This is a genomic window from Cupriavidus sp. 05N40, assembly GCF_056397305.1.
The window spans coordinates 17,877-35,196 of sequence record NZ_JBFTND010000069.1 but is presented as its reverse complement, the minus strand read 5'-3'; the positions used below and the strand labels follow the sequence as shown (position 1 = coordinate 35,196).

At 66.8% G+C, this 17,320-nt stretch carries 16 protein-coding genes; 7 read left to right on the top strand and 9 right to left on the bottom strand.

Annotated features, from left to right (window positions below):
• Positions 1–62 precede the first annotated feature (62 nt).
• From AC1DO7_RS17565 to AC1DO7_RS17540, 6 genes are all read right to left on the bottom strand, one after another.
• The gene (locus tag AC1DO7_RS17565; RefSeq protein ID WP_441611911.1) at positions 63–845 is read right to left on the bottom strand and encodes an SDR family oxidoreductase; all 783 of its coding nucleotides are present in this window, start codon (positions 843–845) and stop codon (positions 63–65) included.
• Positions 846–875: 30 nt separating this feature from the next.
• Positions 876–2,051 carry an acetyl-CoA C-acyltransferase gene (locus AC1DO7_RS17560; RefSeq protein ID WP_441611910.1) on the bottom strand — a complete coding sequence of 392 codons (1,176 nt, stop codon included), beginning with the start codon at positions 2,049–2,051 and terminating at the stop codon, positions 876–878.
• Positions 2,052–2,077: 26 nt separating this feature from the next.
• Complete coding sequence (locus tag AC1DO7_RS17555) at positions 2,078–4,156, bottom strand: 3-hydroxyacyl-CoA dehydrogenase NAD-binding domain-containing protein (RefSeq protein ID WP_441611909.1); 2,079 nt, start codon at positions 4,154–4,156, stop codon at positions 2,078–2,080.
• Positions 4,157–4,229: 73 nt separating this feature from the next.
• Positions 4,230–5,003, bottom strand: a complete 774-nt coding sequence (locus AC1DO7_RS17550; protein WP_477116373.1) for an enoyl-CoA hydratase-related protein — start codon at positions 5,001–5,003, stop codon at positions 4,230–4,232.
• Positions 5,004–5,137: 134 nt separating this feature from the next.
• The gene (locus tag AC1DO7_RS17545) at positions 5,138–5,770 is read right to left on the bottom strand and encodes a response regulator (RefSeq protein ID WP_441611907.1); all 633 of its coding nucleotides are present in this window, start codon (positions 5,768–5,770) and stop codon (positions 5,138–5,140) included.
• Complete coding sequence (locus tag AC1DO7_RS17540) at positions 5,694–6,980, bottom strand: PAS domain-containing sensor histidine kinase (RefSeq protein WP_441611906.1); 1,287 nt, start codon at positions 6,978–6,980, stop codon at positions 5,694–5,696. Before AC1DO7_RS17540 ends, AC1DO7_RS17545 begins: the two co-directional genes overlap by 77 nt.
• 92 nt (positions 6,981–7,072) lie before the next feature.
• Between AC1DO7_RS17540 and AC1DO7_RS17535 the strand changes: the two genes are divergently transcribed.
• A complete protein-coding gene (locus tag AC1DO7_RS17535; protein WP_441611905.1) occupies positions 7,073–7,639 on the top strand; it encodes a TetR/AcrR family transcriptional regulator in 567 nt (188 codons plus the stop codon).
• A 33-nt stretch (positions 7,640–7,672) separates the two neighbouring features.
• Here the strand turns inward: AC1DO7_RS17535 and AC1DO7_RS17530 are convergent, their stop codons facing one another.
• From AC1DO7_RS17530 to AC1DO7_RS17520, 3 genes are all read right to left on the bottom strand, one after another.
• Complete coding sequence (locus AC1DO7_RS17530; RefSeq protein WP_441611904.1) at positions 7,673–8,314, bottom strand: TetR/AcrR family transcriptional regulator; 642 nt, start codon at positions 8,312–8,314, stop codon at positions 7,673–7,675.
• Complete coding sequence (locus AC1DO7_RS17525) at positions 8,307–8,942, bottom strand: hypothetical protein (RefSeq protein WP_441643117.1); 636 nt, start codon at positions 8,940–8,942, stop codon at positions 8,307–8,309. Before AC1DO7_RS17525 ends, AC1DO7_RS17530 begins: the two co-directional genes overlap by 8 nt.
• A 311-nt stretch (positions 8,943–9,253) precedes the next feature.
• Positions 9,254–10,618 carry a DUF1214 domain-containing protein gene (locus tag AC1DO7_RS17520; RefSeq protein ID WP_477116372.1) on the bottom strand — a complete coding sequence of 455 codons (1,365 nt, stop codon included), beginning with the start codon at positions 10,616–10,618 and terminating at the stop codon, positions 9,254–9,256.
• A gap of 260 nt (positions 10,619–10,878) precedes the next feature.
• On the opposite strand from AC1DO7_RS17520, the gene AC1DO7_RS17515 reads away from it, so the two are divergent.
• The 6 genes from AC1DO7_RS17515 to AC1DO7_RS17490 all read left to right on the top strand — a co-directional run bounded on the left by AC1DO7_RS17515 (position 10,879) and on the right by AC1DO7_RS17490 (position 17,318).
• Positions 10,879–11,409: an AraC family transcriptional regulator gene (locus AC1DO7_RS17515; RefSeq protein ID WP_441611901.1), complete on the top strand. Its 531-nt coding sequence runs from the start codon at positions 10,879–10,881 to the stop codon at positions 11,407–11,409.
• 179 nt (positions 11,410–11,588) lie between these two features.
• Positions 11,589–11,855 carry a hypothetical protein gene (locus AC1DO7_RS17510; RefSeq protein ID WP_441611900.1) on the top strand — a complete coding sequence of 89 codons (267 nt, stop codon included), beginning with the start codon at positions 11,589–11,591 and terminating at the stop codon, positions 11,853–11,855.
• Between the two features lie 453 nt (positions 11,856–12,308).
• Positions 12,309–13,709, top strand: a complete 1,401-nt coding sequence (locus AC1DO7_RS17505; RefSeq protein ID WP_441611899.1) for a leucyl aminopeptidase family protein — start codon at positions 12,309–12,311, stop codon at positions 13,707–13,709.
• Between the two features lie 64 nt (positions 13,710–13,773).
• A complete protein-coding gene (locus AC1DO7_RS17500) occupies positions 13,774–15,372 on the top strand; it encodes an ABC transporter substrate-binding protein (RefSeq protein WP_477116371.1) in 1,599 nt (532 codons plus the stop codon).
• 28 nt (positions 15,373–15,400) lie between these two features.
• Entirely contained in the window at positions 15,401–16,366 is a 966-nt protein-coding gene (locus AC1DO7_RS17495; RefSeq protein WP_441643115.1) for an ABC transporter permease, read from the top strand.
• 4 nt (positions 16,367–16,370) lie between these two features.
• On the top strand, positions 16,371–17,318 hold the full coding sequence (locus tag AC1DO7_RS17490; RefSeq protein ID WP_441612262.1) for an ABC transporter permease: 948 nt from the start codon (positions 16,371–16,373) through the stop codon (positions 17,316–17,318).
• Positions 17,319–17,320: the final 2 nt, after the last annotated feature.

Sequence of the window (17,320 nt, the reverse complement as noted above, 5' to 3'; positions counted from 1 at the left end):
CTGCTGCGTTGCTCATGATGGTTTCCTTCGCTTGCGTTGGATTGGATTGCGGCTGGACAGCTTCAGACGGCGGTCAGGCCGCCGTCGACGGCGAGAATCTGGCCGGTAATGTGCTTGCCGGCGTCGCTGGCAAACAGCAGGGCTGCGCCCTTGAGGTCGTCGTCATCACCGATGCGCTGCAGGGGCGCGCGCTCCGACAGCTTCTCGACGCCGAGCTTCTCGATCGTTCCCTTTGTCATCTTCGACGGGAAGAATCCCGGTGCGAGCGCATTGACGGTGATGCCGTGCGGGCCCCATTCGCCGGCGAGCGCGCGCGTGAAATTGACGACGGCGCCCTTGCTGGTGTTGTAGGCGATGGTCGGCTGGCCCTTGGGGCCGTTACCCTTGAGTCCGGCAATCGAGGCCAGGTTGATCACGCGGCCGTAGCGGTTCGGGATCATCGACAGCTTGCCGATCTTCTGCGTCAGCAGGAAGATCGCCCGCACATTCAGGTTCATGACCTTGTCCCAGGCGGCCAGCGGATGGTCGGCGGTGGTCGCGCCCCACGTGGCGCCGGCGTTGTTGACCAGGATGTCGACCTTGCCCAGGCGTGCCATCGCCTCAACGGCGAGGCGCTCGATATCGTCCTCGGCGGCGTTGTCCGCGGCGATCCAGCTTGCGTCCACGCCCAGGCTGGCCAGGTGTGCCTGGGCAGACTCCAGCGCATCCGCCTTGCGCGCCGAGATCACCACGCGCGCGCCCTGCGTGCCGAGCGCCTCGGCGATCTGCAGGCCCAGGCCGCTGGACCCGCCGGTGACGAGGGCGGTGCGGCCCTTCAGGTCGAAAAGATTTGCCACAGCAGTCATTGCCGTCTCCTTGTTGATGGATGGATTTCGTCAGAGCACTTCGAACAAACCGGCGGCACCCTGCCCGCCGCCAATACACATGGTCACCACGACATACTTCGCGCCGCGGCGCTTGCCCTCGATCAGCGCATGGCCCGTCAGCCGTGAACCGCTGACGCCATAGGGATGGCCGACCGCGATCGCGCCGCCGTTGACATTGAGACGCTCATCAGGAATGCCGAGCTTGTCGCGGCAATAGAGCACCTGGCAGGCGAACGCCTCGTTCAGCTCCCACAGGTCGATGTCTTCCAGTTTCACGCCGGCGCGCTCCAGCAGGCGCGGTACGGCAAAGACAGGACCGATGCCCATCTCGTCCGGCTCGCAGCCGGCGACCGCGAAGCCGCGGAACAGGCCCAGCGGCTCGATGCCCCGCTGCTGCGCCAGCCTTGCGTTCATCACCACGCAGGCCGACGCGCCGTCGGAGAACTGGCTCGCATTGCCCGCCGTGACGACGCCACCCGGCAGCGCGGGACGGATGCGCGACACCGCCTCCAGCGTGGTATCGGCGCGGATGCCTTCATCGTGCGAGATCGTGACTTCGCGGGTGGTGACACGGCCGCCTGCGTCGACCACGCCCATGGTGGTCGTCATCGGCACGATCTCGTGGTCGAACCTGCCGGCGGCCTGCGCCGCCGCGGCGCGCTGCTGGCTGCGCGCGCCGTAGGCGTCCTGCGCCTCCTTGCTGATGCCGTAGCGCTTGGCGACCTGCTCGGCGGTCTGCAGCATGTTCCAGTACAACTCCGGCTTGTGCTCGACCAGCCACGGATCGCGCCGCATGTGCGTGTTGGCCTGGTTCTGCACGCACGAGATCGATTCGACGCCGCCCGCCACGATGGCCGGCGCGCCTTCCAGGATCACGCGCTGCGCGGCCATCGCAATGGTCTGCAGGCCGGACGAACAGAAACGGTTGACGCTGACCCCGCCCGTCGTCACCGGCAGGCCCGCTCGCAGGGCAATGGCGCGGGCGATATTGCCGCCGGTGGTGCCTTCGCCGAAGGTCCCGCCGATCACGCAGTCCTCGAACTCGGCCGGGTCCAGGCCCGAGCGAGCCACCGCATGGCGCACCGCATGCGCGCCGAGCGTGGCGCCATGGGTCATGTTGAAGGCGCCCTTCCAGCTCTTTGCCAGGCCGGTGCGGGCGGTCGAAACGATGACAGCCTCATTCATGATGGTTTTCCGTTGGGTTGGGGAATTCAGGCGTTGAAGGCGCCGCCTTCGTCAGCGATCTGATCGACCAGCGCGGCCGGCGTCCAGCTCGTGTCTTGCGCAGACAGCGCGCGCAGCGTGCGGCGGACATTGGTCACGCCGACCGTATCGGCGTAGAACATCGGGCCGCCGCGCCAGGCCGGGAAGCCATAGCCGTGCAGGTAGACGGCGTCGATATCGGATGCGCGCGCGGCGATGCCTTCCTCAAGGATCGCGGCACCTTCATTCACCAGCGCGTAGATCAGCCGGTCGACGATCTCCTCGTTGCTAAAGCGCTTCGGCGTCACGCCGTGCTGCTGCCAGTACGCCTCCAGCATGGCGCGCGTGCGCGCCGACGGCAGTGCCTTGCGCTGGCCGGCCTCGTAGTCGTACCAGCCTGCCCCGGTCTTCTGGCCAAAATGGCCCGCCTCGCACAGCTGGTCGCCCAGCGCGAAGCGCGGCAGCGACGGGGCTTCGGCATAGCGGCGCTTGCGGATAGCCCAGCCGATGTCGTTGCCGGCAAGGTCGGCCATCCGGAACGGCCCCATGGCGAGCCCGAATTCCTCGATGGCGCGGTCGACCTGTTCGGGCAGCGCACCCTGCTCCAGCAGCTCGCCGGCGCGCCGCGTGTATTTCGCCAGCATGCGGTTGCCGATAAAGCCGTCGCACACGCCGGACACCACCGCCACCTTGCCGATCCGGCGGGCCAGGCGCATCGCGGTCTGCAGCACATCAGGCGCGGTCTGCGCGCCGCGCACCACTTCCAGCAGGCGCATCACGTTGGCGGGGCTGAAGAAGTGCAGGCCCACCACGTCCTGCGGGCGAGCGGTTTCGGCGGCGATGCGGTCGACGTCGAGCGTCGAGGTATTGGTGGCCAGGATCGCGCCGGGGCGGGCCACTTCATCGAGCGCGCGGAAGGTGCGCAGCTTGACGTCCATGTCTTCGTAGACCGCCTCGATCACGAGGTCGCAATCGCCGACCCGGCCCAGGTCGACGGTCGGCTGCAGCAGCGCCATGCGCGCTTCGACGGCCTCCGCGGCCAGCTTGCCCTTCTTTACGCTCGCCTCGTAGTTGCGGCGGATGGTGGCGGCGCCCTTCTGCACCGCCTCTTCCGACACATCCAGCAGCACGACCCGCAGGCCGGCGCCGAGGAAGTTCATCGCGATGCCGCTACCCATCAGCCCGGCGCCGACGACGGCCACCTTGCCGATCGTCCGCTCGGCCACCGAGTCCGGCACGTCCGCCAGCTTGGCCGCCGCGCGTTCCGAGAAGAAGGCGTGGCGCAGCGACTTCGACACGGCGCCATTCATCAGTTCGAGAAAGAAGCGGCGTTCGAGCGCCAGGCCTTCGTCGAAGGGCAGCGTGAAGCTTGCCTCGATGGCGTCGAGGCAGCGCAACGGCGCCGGCAGGTTCTTGTAGCGGGCGGCAATGGCAGCACGCGCCACCGCCAGGTAGCCCTCGGGATTGGGATGGCGGACCGCGAGGTCGCGCACGCGCGGATGCGGCCCCGGACGCGCGGAGACCTCCCGCGCGAAAGCGAGCGCGGCAGCAACCACGTCGCCTTGCGCAAACCGGTCGAACAGCCCGGAGTCGGCCAGCGCCTCGGACGGGATCGACGTGCCGTGCACGATCATGTTGGTGGCCGCCTCCAGGCCGATCAGCCGCGGCAGCCGCTGCGTGCCGCCGGCGCCAGGCAACAATCCCATGGTCACCTCCGACAGCGCGATGCGCGCCTTCGGCACGGCCACGCGGTAGTGGCACGCAAGCGCCAGTTCGAGGCCGCCGCCCATTGCCACCGAGTGCACGGCGGCAACTACCGGCTTGGCGCTGTTTTCGATCGCCGCCAGCACCGTGTTCAGGCCCGGCTCGCCGCCAGTCTTCGGCGCATTGAATTCGCGCATGTCGGCGCCGCCGGAGAAGGCCTTGCCGGCGCCGGTCAGCACGATGGCCCTGACGCTGGTATCGGCCGCGGCGCGGTCGATGCCTGCGATGATGCCCACGCGCACGGCGTAGCCCAGGCCATTGACCGGCGGATTGGCGATCGTGATGACCGCGATGTCGTCGAAGACTTCGTATTGGGTGCTCATGGAAGGTCCTTTGCTGACGGGCGGCTTTGCCCGGCACTGGCTTTTGGAAGTGGAAATGGTCCGGATGCCCCGCTCAGGCGCGGACAGGCGTCGGGGCCGGCGTGCGCTGCAGGAAGCGCCGGAAGATTTCCTGCGCCTCCGGGGACTGGCGCAGGGTGTCGAAGGTGACCGTCTCCCGCCGGAGGCTGTCCTGCACCAGGGCCTCGGTCGCCTCGCGCACCAGGCCGCGCGTCGCCATCAAGGCCTGGCGCGGCTTGGCGGCGAGGCATTTGGCGACGAGCAGCGCCTCTTCGCCGGCCGCTTGCTGCGGCATGACGCGATTGACCAGTCCCGCGCGATGCGCTTCGGCGGCGGGGATGGTGGCGCCGAGCAGCAGCCATTCGGCGGCCTTGTTGCGGCCCACCACCTGCTGGAGCAGCAGCGTGGAGGCGAATTCCGGGCACAGGCCGAGATCGACAAACGGGAAGCGGATGCGCGCATCGTCGGAGGCGACGACGTAGTCGCAATGCAGCAGGACGGTGGCGCCGATGCCGACCGCGTGACCGCACACGCAAGCCACCATCGGCTTGCGCAGCGCGATGACCGCCTGCAGGAAAGGGACAGCGGGCGACGCCTTGTGTTCGGACGCCTGTGCGTTCACGAACAGGCCGATGTCATTGCCGCTGCTGAAGTTGCCGCCCTCGCCCTGGAGCAGCACGGCACGCACGTCATCGCGGCGATCGGCCTCGATGATGGCGTCGGCCAGCGCGCGGTACATCTGCGCGGTGATCGCGTTCTTCTTCGCCGGCCGGCTGATCGTCACGACCAGCACGCCGTCGTCCAGGTGCAGCAGCACGTCCGTGGCCATCTTTCTCTCCTTCGGTTCCGACTCCGGTGGAGTCATGTCGTTAAGGAGAGTGTGGATGCCAGGCGCGAATCCCGCTGTCGGAACTGGCTCTGCGCGCTGTCAGCGTTTTCTGAAGGTGGTGGAGGTTTCGGGAATCAGTCGATCAGGCGATGCTCGACGGCATAGCGCGCCAGCTCGGCGTTGCTGGCAACGCCGAGCTTCTTCAGGACGCGCGAGCGATAGGTGCTGACGGTCTTCACGCTCAGGAACATCTGACGCCCGATCTCCGTCAGCCGGATGCCGCGCACGATCAGCAGCATGATCTCGTACTCGCGCGACGACAGTTGCTGGTGCGGCGCGCTGTCGGCGACACGCCCAAAACCGTCGAGCAGGCAGTTGGCCACGGCGGGCGTCATGTAGCGCTTGCCCTTGGCCACGTTGCGGATCGAATCGACCAGCTCCATCGCGTCCATGTCCTTGGTGACATAGCCCGACGCCCCGGCCTGGAAGGCACGCAGCGCGTACTGCTCGGCCGGGTACATGCTCAGCACCACCACCGGCATCGCGGGTCGCTCGGCGCGCAGCGAGGGCAGCATCTCCAGGCCGCTGCGCCCCGGCAGGTTGACGTCGAGCAGCGCCACGTCGAACGACTGCTCGCGCAGGCGGCCAAGTGCCTCGGACGCGTCGCCGGCTTCGGCGACAACGTCAAACTCATCGTGCTCGGCCAGCAGCCGCTTGAGCCCCTGGCGGAAAATGGTGTGATCGTCGATCAGCAGCAGGCGAATCATGTCTCTCTCCGTCGATATGCGCCGGGTTGGTGGCGTATTCGTTTGCTTGTTCGTTGGTTTGTTCGTCGGTTTGTTCGTTGGTTTGTTCGTCAGTGCAAGGCGGAACCGGCACGCTCAACCGCACGCGCGCGCCGGAGCGGGGGCCGGTGTCCAGCACCAGCGTGCCGTCCAGCTCGCGCGCGCGTTCCTGCATGCCCAGCAGGCCAAGATGCCCACAGGACGCGGTGCGGTCGGAGTCGAAGCCGAGGCCGTTGTCCGAAATCTCCAGTTCCAGCCGGTCCGCCGCCCAGTCGAGGCGGACCGTCACTTCGGTGGCCATGGAATGGCGCGCGACATTGGTCAGCGCTTCCTGGAAAATCCGGTAGATGCCCATCTCACGGGAGCGGTCCAGTGCGCGCGGCGCACCGGAAGTCAGCAAGCGGGTGGCAATGCCGTAGCGCCTGTCAAAGCGTCCGAGATCGAGGCACAGGGTGTCGCACAGTCCGAGATGGTCGAGGGCGCCAGGCCGCAGCCCTTCGGATATCGTGCGCACGGCTTCAATCGTTTCCTGCGTGAGCTGAAGGGTCTGCGCCGCTGTGAGCGCCAGCGAGGCTAGCGCTGGCGCCGCCGCCCCGCCCTGCCTTGCGCGCGGCGCGCGCGAGCGGTCCAGCGCCTCGATGCCGCGCGACAGCCGCGACAGGTCGAATTTGATCGCCGTCAGCATGCCGCCGATGACATCGTGCAGTTCTCGCGCGACGCGGTTGCGCTCGTTCTCGCGCACGCTGTTGGCGCTGGCCACCAGTTCCTGCAGGCGCTCGCTGGCCTCGATCAGCTCGGCGCGCTGCCGCTCTCGCTCGGTGATGTCGATGCCGACGCCGACGATGGCCGGGCGCCCGTGGAACATCACGCGCGTGCCGTGGATTTCGAAGCAGCCGGGGTTTCGCGACGATGTCCTTCGAATGACGAACATCTCGGGGGCAGCGTATCCCCTGATCCTCCGCTGGTACTGGTTCAGCAGTGCCACGCGCTGCGAGGGATGGGCGACGTCGCGCAACCTGGCGCCGACCAGTCGCTCGCGCCTCAGCCCGCACATACGCGCGAAGGTCTCGTTGACATAGCGGAAGCGGCCGTCCTGCAGGATGTAGATGCCGGCGACCGACTGCTCGACGATGCCCTTGAAGGGAACCTCGTAATCGTCCAGGTCCGCGTTGAGTGCGTCGAATTCTGCCATGGCGGCGGCTCGCAATCTGCATGATGGTTGTCATTCTGGAGGATGACCATCACAATGCAGAATGTCAAGACAACAAACCGGGGATATGAATCATGGGCCACTCCCAGGCGGATAAGGCGCGCAGCAGGGAGCGCATCCTGAGCCAGGCAGCAGAGCAGATCCGGAATGCCGGACTGGAGTCCGTCAGCGTCGGGAAACTGATGCGCAGCGCCGAGCTGACCCACGGAGGCTTTTATGGTCACTTCGCGTCGCGCTCGGCGTTGCTGACACAAGCGCTGGAGCGCGCGCTGGATGATGGCAAAGCCGCATTCGAAGCGAAGAGCACCAAGGCGGCGCCAGACTTCGGCTCGACGGTACGCAGCTACCTGAGCCGCACGCACCGGGACTCGCGCACGACCGGCTGCGCGATCGCCGCGCTCGCCGGCGATGTGGCTCGGGCTGACGAACCGGCGCGCGAGGCCATGTCGGCCCACATCGAACGGTTTATCGGCCGGATGGACGAAGCACTGGGCGGTGAAGATCCCGACAAGGCAATGTTCGCGGTCAGCGCGCTGATCGGCGCCCTGGTGGTGTCCCGCGTGATGGCCGACGAGAAGCGATCCGACGCGGTGCTGGCCGCGGCCAAGCGCGAACTGCTGGCGTTGCGCGAGCGGGAATGAGCAGAACCGCCGTCGCCAAGGCAGCCCGGCGGGTCAGCTGAGCACAATGGCACGCGGACCGGTCATGCGCAATGTCGCTTCGCCGGGCATCCGGATGCCATGACGGCCAAGCATGCTGCTGAGCACCGCATGCCGGAATGCCACCGGATCACCAAGGAACAGGTGGTCATGCTGGATACCCAGGGCAAAACTGAAGATCTCGAACACGACGCGCTGAGGGTCGACTTCCGGAGCGATCTCGCCAATCCGCCTGGCATCCTTCAGTTGCGACACAAGCAAACCACGCCACGTGGTCACCGCCCGCGCAGTGCTGCGGCTGACTTCGTCCTCGGCCCGATTGGTGCATTCGCTCCCCGCACGCAGGATAAGACAGCCACCCCGCAGCACGTATTCGCCAAGCCAGACGTCCAGCATGCTTAACAGTCGACGCACCCCTGCGGGCGCCCGGGCGGCAGCGCTGGTCGCGTGGCTTGCAAGCGCCCCCCCATAGGCCAACACAGCTTGCGCCACGATGTCGTTGCGGGACTCGAAATGCCGGTAGACGCAACTCTTGGACACCCCGAGCGCTTCACCGAGATCGCTGATGGAAAAGCCATGAAGCCCCCCGCGCCGGGCAAGACCAATGGCTGCGGCCAGGACCGCAGGTCGCGCCGACCGATTCTCGCGTCTAGGCATGCTCGTGGCCGTAGACGGCGGTTAGCGTAGCGACCCGCGTCCCGGCCTCGAACACTTCGAATTCGTACTGGGCAAGCGCGCCAAGCCGGCGCTCGCACATTGGCGATACAGTCAGAGATCCCCGCTCCCGTGCAGGCTGTCCCATGTCGCCGAAATAGCGGATGGTGGACCATAGTGGAATCAAGGCTTCTCCGTCGGCACGCAACTGTGAATCCCTGTCACCCAGTCGCGCTACCCGCAAGCACAGCGCAATGTCATCGCCACTCCTTATCGCGGCGGGCCCGATCCCGCTACGCCATGGCACATAGCTCGATGAAGGTAGCTCGCCCTCCAGCACAACGTGCGCGCGACCCACAAGCATCCCCGCCTGCCTGAGCTCGGCCAGCCAGCGCTGCTGCCGGGCATCCGCATGCACCAGGCGTGCATCGAGGTCGAACCGGCCATCAAGCAATGGCCCGCCGACATGCACGGTCAGCATGAGCGGGCTCGCTGCACCGCATGTTGATTCCATCACGACACCTAGCAACAGCTCCGCAATACCCCGGTGGCGGATGGCTTCGTGTCGTGCCCGTCCTTGCTGTGCTATCCGCGACGTTGCAGCTCGTGAACCAATCGGCGTGACATCCATCTCTTCCTCCTGCCTTGTCGTTGGCGCCGCCAAAGCGCTCACCAGGCCCGACTATAGCGATGCGGTGTCCAAAAGAGAGTTGCCGGGAGAAATAGAGAAAAATCTGACACGATTTGTCGCCAGGCCATTTTCGACAGCGAATCAGGCATGGGATATCGCGATGAAAGCAACGGGCTCACGCCAGCCCGCGAGCCTCCTGGTCAGCGCGCCATCGAGCTCGATTCCCTTTTCCATATGTCCCCCTTCACGCGCCTCGGTTGTCCTTACGCGTGTTCAGTCTGGATGTGTGGGATGCGCGCTTCGCACGTGCGCTATTTGACCTTGACGAGCGCCGGCGGATAGTAGGTGCCGTTGGCAACACCGTCGAGCGGGCCGTAGTAGCGGAAGGTCAGGCGGTATTGCGTGCCGCGCGGCGTCGGCAGCCAGTTGCCTGCCGGCGCATTGGCCGGCTTCTCCGCGGCGAAGAACAGCGTCAGCGAGCCATCGGCGCCATAGCTCAGCCCGGACTGCTCATTGACCAGGTACTTCTGCTGCGGATTCGGCAAGACGCGGAAGCGGGCGCTGTCCACCGCGATCACGGACCAGAAATACTTCGCGAAGCGCGACGGCAGGGCGTCCTTGGGGAAGGTCAGCGTGTAGACGTGGTCGCCATTCAGAACCGCGCCGCTGGCATCGTTGCCGCCGCGGTAGTACAGCACCTCCGGTTTGATATTCGCCCAGATGCCGCCGTAGTTCACCAGTGCGCGGGTCACGTAGTCGATGCCGTACTCCCCCACGACGCCCGGGCGTGCCCACCCGTTATGCACCGAGCCGTGACCGATGATCGTACCGGCCTTTCCAAACGCCGGCAGCGCCTGCGTCCGTATCACCTGATCGATCCGGGCACGCGACGACGGGTCGGCGGCTGCCGCCGCTACGCGGCGCGTGAGCGCCTGCATCGGCTCCAGCCCCGCGTTCAAGTCGGGGCCGCTGTCCAGCGCCAGGGCCGCCGCATCGAACGCCTCCACACCGGGCAGTTTCTCCGGTTCGAACATCAGCGTGGCAGGAATCGCCGGCACGRCGGGCTTGCCGGTCTGCGTCAGCGTGAACTGCCGTTGCAGCGCGATCGCGGCATCGGGGTCGTTGCCCAGCGCCACGCGCGCCAGCACGCGCGCGGACTTGACCGGCAGATCGATCCGGATCGCGCCGGGCGGAACCGGCGCCTTCGCGCCCCTCAGGCACACTGCGAAATCCCCGGCCGGGCGCGCCGGAAACAGCCGCTCATTGATATTGGCCAGCGTCTCGCCCCAGCCGTTCAGGATCTGCACCGTGTAGTAGCGATTCTTCACCGGCGGCACACCGACCACCGTGCAGCTCGCGTCGTCGACGGCAAGCCACGCTTCGGAATAGGCCACGTCGAGATTGGGATTGGGCCAGTCCACCGCGCCGGGCTTCCGGTGCATGAACTGGTTCCATTGGAAGCCCTCCCGGAAGTCGAGTTGCTGCTGACGCGTCACCAGCAGGCGGCCCAGCAGATAGATGTAGGCATCGCTGATCTCGGTGTCGCTGAGCGCATCCGTGGCGGGCTCGGCCCCCACGGATGCATTCGCGGCAAGCGCGAGCGACAGCACTGGAATCCAAGCGCGCAGGCGAGCAGTCATGGCAGTACCTTTTATCAAGAGCGGGGCGGCGTGCAACGCATGGCGGGCCGACCTTGCCGGCGACCGCCGCAGCGGCTCCAACGTGGAAAAAAGCGGGCAACCGTCCCGGGTCGGACCGTCGCGCCACGTCGTATGGTGCGCAAGCCGCCTTCACCGGGCATCCCTCCATTATGGAGGGGCGCCACGCATACCGGTAGGCAGCTACGCTGCGGCCTTCGCGCTGCTGATCGAGAAACTCGGCGATGAATGCATAGGCTTCCTGTCACTGCCCGTCCGGCGCGGCAGCTTCCTGCTGATTGGCCGGAGCACGCTGGGGGTGCCCCTCTTTGCAGGTTGCCTTGCGGCGTGCCGCGCACACGTTCACACTGCTGCAGCATGACGTGACCATGGAAGCCGTGCAGGATGGTGAGCTCTGCGGATTCGGCATGTCCTTCGCGCGCAAGGCGATCGGTGCGCAGAACTTTCTGCATGAGATGCTCGTCCGGGTGTTCTGGCAGATGCTGGCCTGGCTGAACGCGTCGCGGCTGCCGCTGCGTCGCATCGATTTCAGCTTTCCGGAACCAGCCTACGCTGCCATCTACCCCATGGTGTTTCCGGCGCCGATCCGCTTTGGCCAGCCGCGCACCGCCGCATGGTTCGACGCCACTGCGCTGCAGGCGCCCGTGCGGCGCGACGAAGAGGCCCTGCGCGCCATTGAGCGGTTGATCACCACTGTCACACCGGTATCCCAGCTTGCCGTGCAGCTCGGCTTCGCGGACGCCACGGCGTTCAATCGTGCGTTCAAGGTATGGACGCGGAGCACGCCCGGAACCTACCGGCGGCGATAGCGGACACGGGTGGATTGCAGGCAGGCTGTGTTGCATCGGCCGGCTGAAGCCGCAGTCGAAAGCCGCCCGCCGTGGTCCCCGCCCGTGCTCACAAACGATTACAACCTCGTACGCGTGCTGGCAATATGCTCTCGGGCGCAGGCGGCCGCTGGGGCCGACGCGTCACGAGGAGAGAATCGATGGGCAAGATCCGGGCACTGGGTCTACTGGCGTCTGTTTTGGCGCTATTGAGCGGCGGGAGCAATGCGACCGCCCAGCAGGTGGCAGGGGGCATGGGCGAGCAGGTACATATCGGCGCGTTTGACGCGCGCGCGGAGAGCCGGCTTACGCGGCGCAATCCGCCGGAGAAGCCATCGGCAAAGGCCAGGCGCGCACGCGATGCCGGAATGCCCGAAACGCACGCGCGTTACGTGAAGCCGACCTTGCCGGGCAAGCATCTGCCTTAGTTTGCGATTGCCATGACGCCGTCCCCCGCCGACCCAGGGCTCCGGTCGCCGGGGAGAGTTACGGAGCCCCGTGCCACGGCGGCGTTGTCCGCGCCCTCCCCGGCGACGCGGCCCTGTGCCGGAGTCAGGGTGACGCGAGATCTTGGCTACGGATCGGCAGACGGTCGGCGCCTCGATCTCTTCGCTCCAGGACCCATGTCGGCAGCGCCCCTCCCTGCACTGGTTTTTATACATGGGGGCGGCTTTATGTATCGGCATCGACGATCCGTGCCATCCCGCCGAACGTGCAGAAGCGTATATGGATGCACGTTTAGCTTCGTTGGCGGCGCATGGCCGGCGCGGTAGCCTAGCAGATCTCTTTTCGTCGCTCCCGGCCGCTACCAATGCATCGTTGCGCAGGCTCCGGCATCTCGCCAAGCCGTGCCCGACTGCACCAGCGTGCCCCAATCCGATATGCCCGCTTCCCCTTTTGTCGAAGACGCCGCCGGTGCCCTGCCGCTATACGCGTGCACATCGGAACAGATCGAACCACTGCTCGATTCCCTGCCGCCTGCCCAGGCCCGCTGGGCCCGCGCCACACGCTTCGGCGCCGAGCCAGGCACCACGCTGCTGTTGCCTGATGCGAACGGCGACCTGGCCGGCGCCATCGTCGGCATCGATGCCGGGCAGCCGCTATGGCAACTGGCCGCGCTGCCACGGCAGCTTCCTGCCGGCCGCTATGCCCTCGCGAACGAAGAGAACAGCACCGACTTCACGCTGGCAGCGCTGGGCTGGGCCATCGGCGCGCTGCCCGGGTGGGACAAACAGCCGGTACAGCAGGCCGATGGCGCGCAATTGGTGCTGCCACGAGGTGCACAGGACGCGCTGCTGCCGCTGGCCGAAGCCGTGCGCGTGGTTCGCAACCTGGTCAATGCGCCAGCCAACCAGCTCGGCCCGGCCGAACTGGCGGCCGTGGTGCGCGCCCTGGCCCTGGAACACGATGCGGACTACGCGGAATGGGTGGGTGACGAGCTTCCGGACGCCGGCTTTCCGCTGGTGCACGCCGTGGGGCGCGCCGCGGCGCCTGAACAGGCACCGCGCGTGAGCGCGCTGCACTGGGGCGACCCTGCCGCGCCGCGCGTGGTTCTGGTCGGCAAGGGTGTCTGCTTCGATTCGGGCGGCCTGGACATCAAGCCCGCGCAAGGCATGCGCTGGATGAAGAAGGACATGGGCGGTGCAGCCCATGCCATTGCCCTCGCGCGCCTGGTGATGCAGGCCAGGCTGCCGGTGCGGCTGACGCTGGTGGTGCCGGCGGTGGAGAACGCCGTGGGCGCCGGCGCACTGCGCCCCGGCGACATCCTGCGGGCCGGCAATGGCAGCACGGTGGAAATCGAGAACACCGACGCCGAAGGCCGCCTGGTGCTCGCCGATGCCTTGCACCATGCGTTGCGGCATGACAGGAACAAGCCTGCCGCGCTGGCCATCGACCTCGCCACGCTGACCGGCGCCGCCCGGGTGGCACTGGGCCCCGACCTGCCGGCCCTGTTCAGTAACGACGACGGGCTTGCCGCGGAACTGCTGGCCGCAGCCGGCAAGCAGGCGGATCCGCTGTGGCGCCTGCCGCTCTGGCAGCCGTATCGCGGCATGTTGAAGTCCACCTTTGCCGACACCGCCAATGCTGGCGCCGCGCCGCTCGCGGGAGCGCTGACGGCAGCGTTGTTCCTGGAGGCCTTCGTGCCGAACGGCACGCCCTGGGTACACCTAGATCTGTTTGCCTGGAACCAGGAAGAACGGCCAGGCCGTCCGCGCGGCGGCGAAGCGCAGGGATTGCGGGCGCTGTTCTCGCTGCTGGCAACGCGCTTTCCCCCGGCCTGAGCGCCGCGCCGGGGCGAGGCCCGCGCGCCAGCACAACACAACAATAAACAACGGAAGAGAAACGATGATCAAACGAGTCACCCTGGCCACCCTGCTGGCCTCGGGCATTGCCATGACGCTGCTTGCGGCGCCCGCGCTTCACGCCGAGACGGTGCGTTGGGCACGCTCCGTCGACGCCTCCACGCTGGACCCGCACGCACTGAACAACGGCCCCAATCACAACCTGCTGCATCAGGTCTACGAGCCGCTCATCATCCGTACCGCGGACGGCAAGCTGCTGCCCACGCTCGCCACCTCATGGCAGCGCACCGAAGACCCCACGGTTTGGGAATTCCAGTTGCGCAAAGGCGTGAAGTTCCATGACGGCAGCGTGTTCACCGCCGACGACGCCGTGTTCTCGCTCCTGCGCGCCAAGTCCGCAACGTCCGACATGAAGTCGCTGCTGGTGTCCGTTACCGAGGTCACCAAGGTCTCGCCCTTCGTGATCCGCATCAGGACCRCCGGCCCCAACCCGCTGTTGCCGGACAACCTGACCAACATCCAGATCCTCAGCGCCGCATGGGCCAAGGCGCATAACGTGGAACAACCGCAGGTGGCTTCCGCCAAGGACGAGACCTACGCCACGCGCCACGTCAATGGCACGGGCCCCTACACGCTGGTTTCGCGCGAGCAGGATGTGCGCACCGTGCTCAAGCTGTTCCCGCAATACTGGGGCCGCGGCCAGTTCCCGCTGGAGATCGACGAACTGGTCTACCTGCCGATCAAGTCGCCCGCCACGCGCGTGGCCGCATTGCTGTCTGGCGAGGTCGATTTCGTGCAGGACCTGCCCATCCAGGACACCGTGCGCCTGCGTGCGGACCCCAAGCTGCGCGTCAACCAGGCGGCAGAAAACCGCGTGATTTTCCTGGGCATGAACGTCGGCAGCGCGCCCCTGAAGTACTCGGACGTCAAGGACCGCAACCCGCTGGCGGATCGCCGCGTGCGCGAGGCGTTCCAGCTCGCCATCGACCGCAACGCCATCAAGACCGCGGTCATGCGCGGCCTGTCCGTGCCGACCAACATCATTTCCCCGCCGTTCGTCCACGGCTATGACAAGGCCTTCGACGTCGTGGGCAAGCCAGACCTGGCGCGCGCCAAGGCGCTGCTGGCGGAGGCGGGCTACCCGAACGGGTTCTCCATCACGCTCCACTGCACCAACGACCGCTACCTGAACGACGAGGCGATCTGCCAGGCCACGGCCGGCTTCCTGGGCCGCATCGGCGTGAAGACCAATGTGGTGTCGCGCCCGCTGGCCATCCAGAGTGCCGCGATCAACAACCTGGACACCGATTTCTACCTGTATGGCTGGGGCGTTCCCACCTATGACGCGGCCTACATCTTCGACTACCTGGTGCACACGCGCGGCAAGAACGCGCGCGGCGCCACCAATGCCACGCGGTTCAGCGATCCGGACCTGGACAGCAAGATCGTGTCCCTGGCGGCGGAAGGCGACCGGAAAACGCGCGACGCCACCATCAAGAGCATCTGGACCACGGTGCAGAAGGAATTGATCTACCTGCCGCTGCACGACCAGATCCAGACCTATGCCATGGTGCGCAAGCTCGATATCCCGGTGAACCCGTCGAACACGCCCTACTTCAAGCTGTTCAAGCTCGCCAGATGAAGGCCGCTACCTTTACCGGTCCACGCCGATGCTAGTCCACCTTCTGCGCAGGCTCGGGCAATCGTTGCTGGTGCTGCTGGCCGTATCGTTCATCGCGTTCCTGGTGTTTCGCCACATCGGCGATCCCACTGTCAGCCTGCTCGGTGAGGATGCCTCGCTGGAAGACCGGCAGGCGCTGATCGCCGAGCTGGGCTTCGACCGCCCGGTACCGGTCCAGTACGCGCGATACCTCGGCCATGTGCTGCGCGGCGACCTGGGCATCTCCTACCGGGTCAAGCAGCCGGTGGCGGACGTCATCCTGGAACGTGCGCCCGCCACGCTGGAGCTGGCGCTGGTGGCCGCGTTCGTGGCCGTGCTGGGCGGTGTGGCATTGGGCGTGCATACGGCGATCCACCGGGACAGCTGGCTCAGCCGGGCCTGGATGACGGTCTCGCTGGTCGGCGTATCGCTGCCCACGTTCCTCATCGGCATCCTGCTGATCTACCTGTTCGCGGTGGAACTGCGCTGGCTGCCCGCGTTCGGGCGCGGCGACACCGTAGCCGTAGGCGGCTGGAGCACGGGGCTGCTGACCCGCTCGGGATGGGCATCGCTGGTGCTGCCGGTGGCCACGCTCGGCTTGTTCAAGCTGACGCTGATCATGCGGCTGGTGCGTGCGGAGATGATGGAGGCGCTGCGCACGGATTACGTGCGCTTTGCCCGCGCCCGCGGCCTCCCCGAGCGGCGCATCCGCTATGGCCATGCGCTGCGCAATACGCTGATCCCGGTCGTCACCATCACCGGCCTGCAGGTCGGTTCGCTGATCGCCTTCGCCATCGTCACCGAAACGGTGTTCCAGTGGCCGGGCGTGGGGCTGCTGTTCATCTCGTCGATCCAGGCGGTGGATGTGCCCGTGATCGCTGCCTACCTGCTGTCTGTCGCGTTGCTCTACGTGTTCATCAACCTGACGGTCGACCTGATCTACCTGTTGGTCGACCCTCGCTTGCGGCGGGCGTGACATGATGAGAAACCGCTCCACCTCAACGCTGTCCCCCACCCCGCGCCGACGCTGGCGGAACGCCGATTCCCCGGTGCTGCGATCGTTCGCGCGCTCGCGCCTCGTGCAACTGGCCGTGACCCTGCTGGCACTGTTGGTACTGGCCGCGCTGCTGGCACCGTGGCTTGCACGCCAGGATCCGTTCGATCCGGCCGCGCTGGAATTGCTCGATGCCTTCACCCCGCCCTGGCAGCAGGGCGCCTCGGGTGCGTTCTATCCGCTGGGCACCGACGACCAGGGCCGCGACATCTTTTCCGCGCTGCTCTACGGGCTGCGCATGTCGCTGCTGGTCGGCGCGGCGGCGGTGGCGCTGTCGCTGGTCATCGGGATCGTGCTCGGCTTGGTGGCCGGCTATGCCGGCGGCTGGTTCGATGCCTTGGTGATGCGCCTGGCCGACGTGCAGCTGACGTTTCCGGTGCTGCTGGTGGCGCTGCTGATCTTCGGCATCGCACGCGGGATTCTTCCGGCCGGCTACCGCGACGAGATGGCTTTGTACGTGATCATCGTGGCCATCGGCCTCTCGGAATGGGTGCAATACGCGCGCACGCTGCGAGGCGCCGTCATGCTGGAGAAGCACAAGGACTACGTGCTCGCGGCGCGCGTCTGCGGGCGCTCGCGCGGCAGCATCCTGTTGCGCCACATCCTGCCCAACCTGCTGGCCCCCGTACTGGTGATCGGCACCATCAGCTTTGCACTGGCCGTGGTAGCGGAATCCACGCTGTCCTACCTCGGCGTGGGCCTGCCGCCGACGCAGCCGTCTCTCGGCACGCTGATCCGCGTAGGCCAGGGCTTCCTGTTCTCCGGAGAGTGGTGGATCCTGTTTTTCCCCGCGCTGGTGCTGCTGGCGCTGGCGCTCTCGGTCAATCTGGTGGGGGATTGGCTTCGCGACGCACTCAACCCGAAACTGCAATGACC

Excerpts from the sequence above, each read along its gene's own strand:
- AC1DO7_RS17560 (WP_441611910.1), bottom strand. The coding sequence starts at position 2,051 with ATGAATGAGGCTGTCATCGTTTCGACCGCCCGCACCGGCCTGGCAAAG.
- AC1DO7_RS17490 (WP_441612262.1), top strand. The coding sequence starts at position 16,371 with ATGAGAAACCGCTCCACCTCAACGCTGTCCCCCACCCCGCGCCGACGC.
- AC1DO7_RS17510 (WP_441611900.1), top strand. The coding sequence starts at position 11,589 with ATGGGCAAGATCCGGGCACTGGGTCTACTGGCGTCTGTTTTGGCGCTA.
- AC1DO7_RS17550 (WP_477116373.1), bottom strand. The coding sequence starts at position 5,003 with ATGGCCACGGACGTGCTGCTGCACCTGGACGACGGCGTGCTGGTCGTG.
- AC1DO7_RS17545 (WP_441611907.1), bottom strand. The coding sequence starts at position 5,770 with ATGATTCGCCTGCTGCTGATCGACGATCACACCATTTTCCGCCAGGGG.
- AC1DO7_RS17555 (WP_441611909.1), bottom strand. The coding sequence starts at position 4,156 with ATGAGCACCCAATACGAAGTCTTCGACGACATCGCGGTCATCACGATC.
- AC1DO7_RS17540 (WP_441611906.1), bottom strand. The coding sequence starts at position 6,980 with ATGGCAGAATTCGACGCACTCAACGCGGACCTGGACGATTACGAGGTT.
- AC1DO7_RS17525 (WP_441643117.1), bottom strand. The coding sequence starts at position 8,942 with ATGGATGTCACGCCGATTGGTTCACGAGCTGCAACGTCGCGGATAGCA.
- AC1DO7_RS17505 (WP_441611899.1), top strand. The coding sequence starts at position 12,309 with ATGCCCGCTTCCCCTTTTGTCGAAGACGCCGCCGGTGCCCTGCCGCTA.
- AC1DO7_RS17530 (WP_441611904.1), bottom strand. The coding sequence starts at position 8,314 with ATGCCTAGACGCGAGAATCGGTCGGCGCGACCTGCGGTCCTGGCCGCA.
- AC1DO7_RS17495 (WP_441643115.1), top strand. The coding sequence starts at position 15,401 with ATGCTAGTCCACCTTCTGCGCAGGCTCGGGCAATCGTTGCTGGTGCTG.
- AC1DO7_RS17565 (WP_441611911.1), bottom strand. The coding sequence starts at position 845 with ATGACTGCTGTGGCAAATCTTTTCGACCTGAAGGGCCGCACCGCCCTC.
- AC1DO7_RS17535 (WP_441611905.1), top strand. The coding sequence starts at position 7,073 with ATGGGCCACTCCCAGGCGGATAAGGCGCGCAGCAGGGAGCGCATCCTG.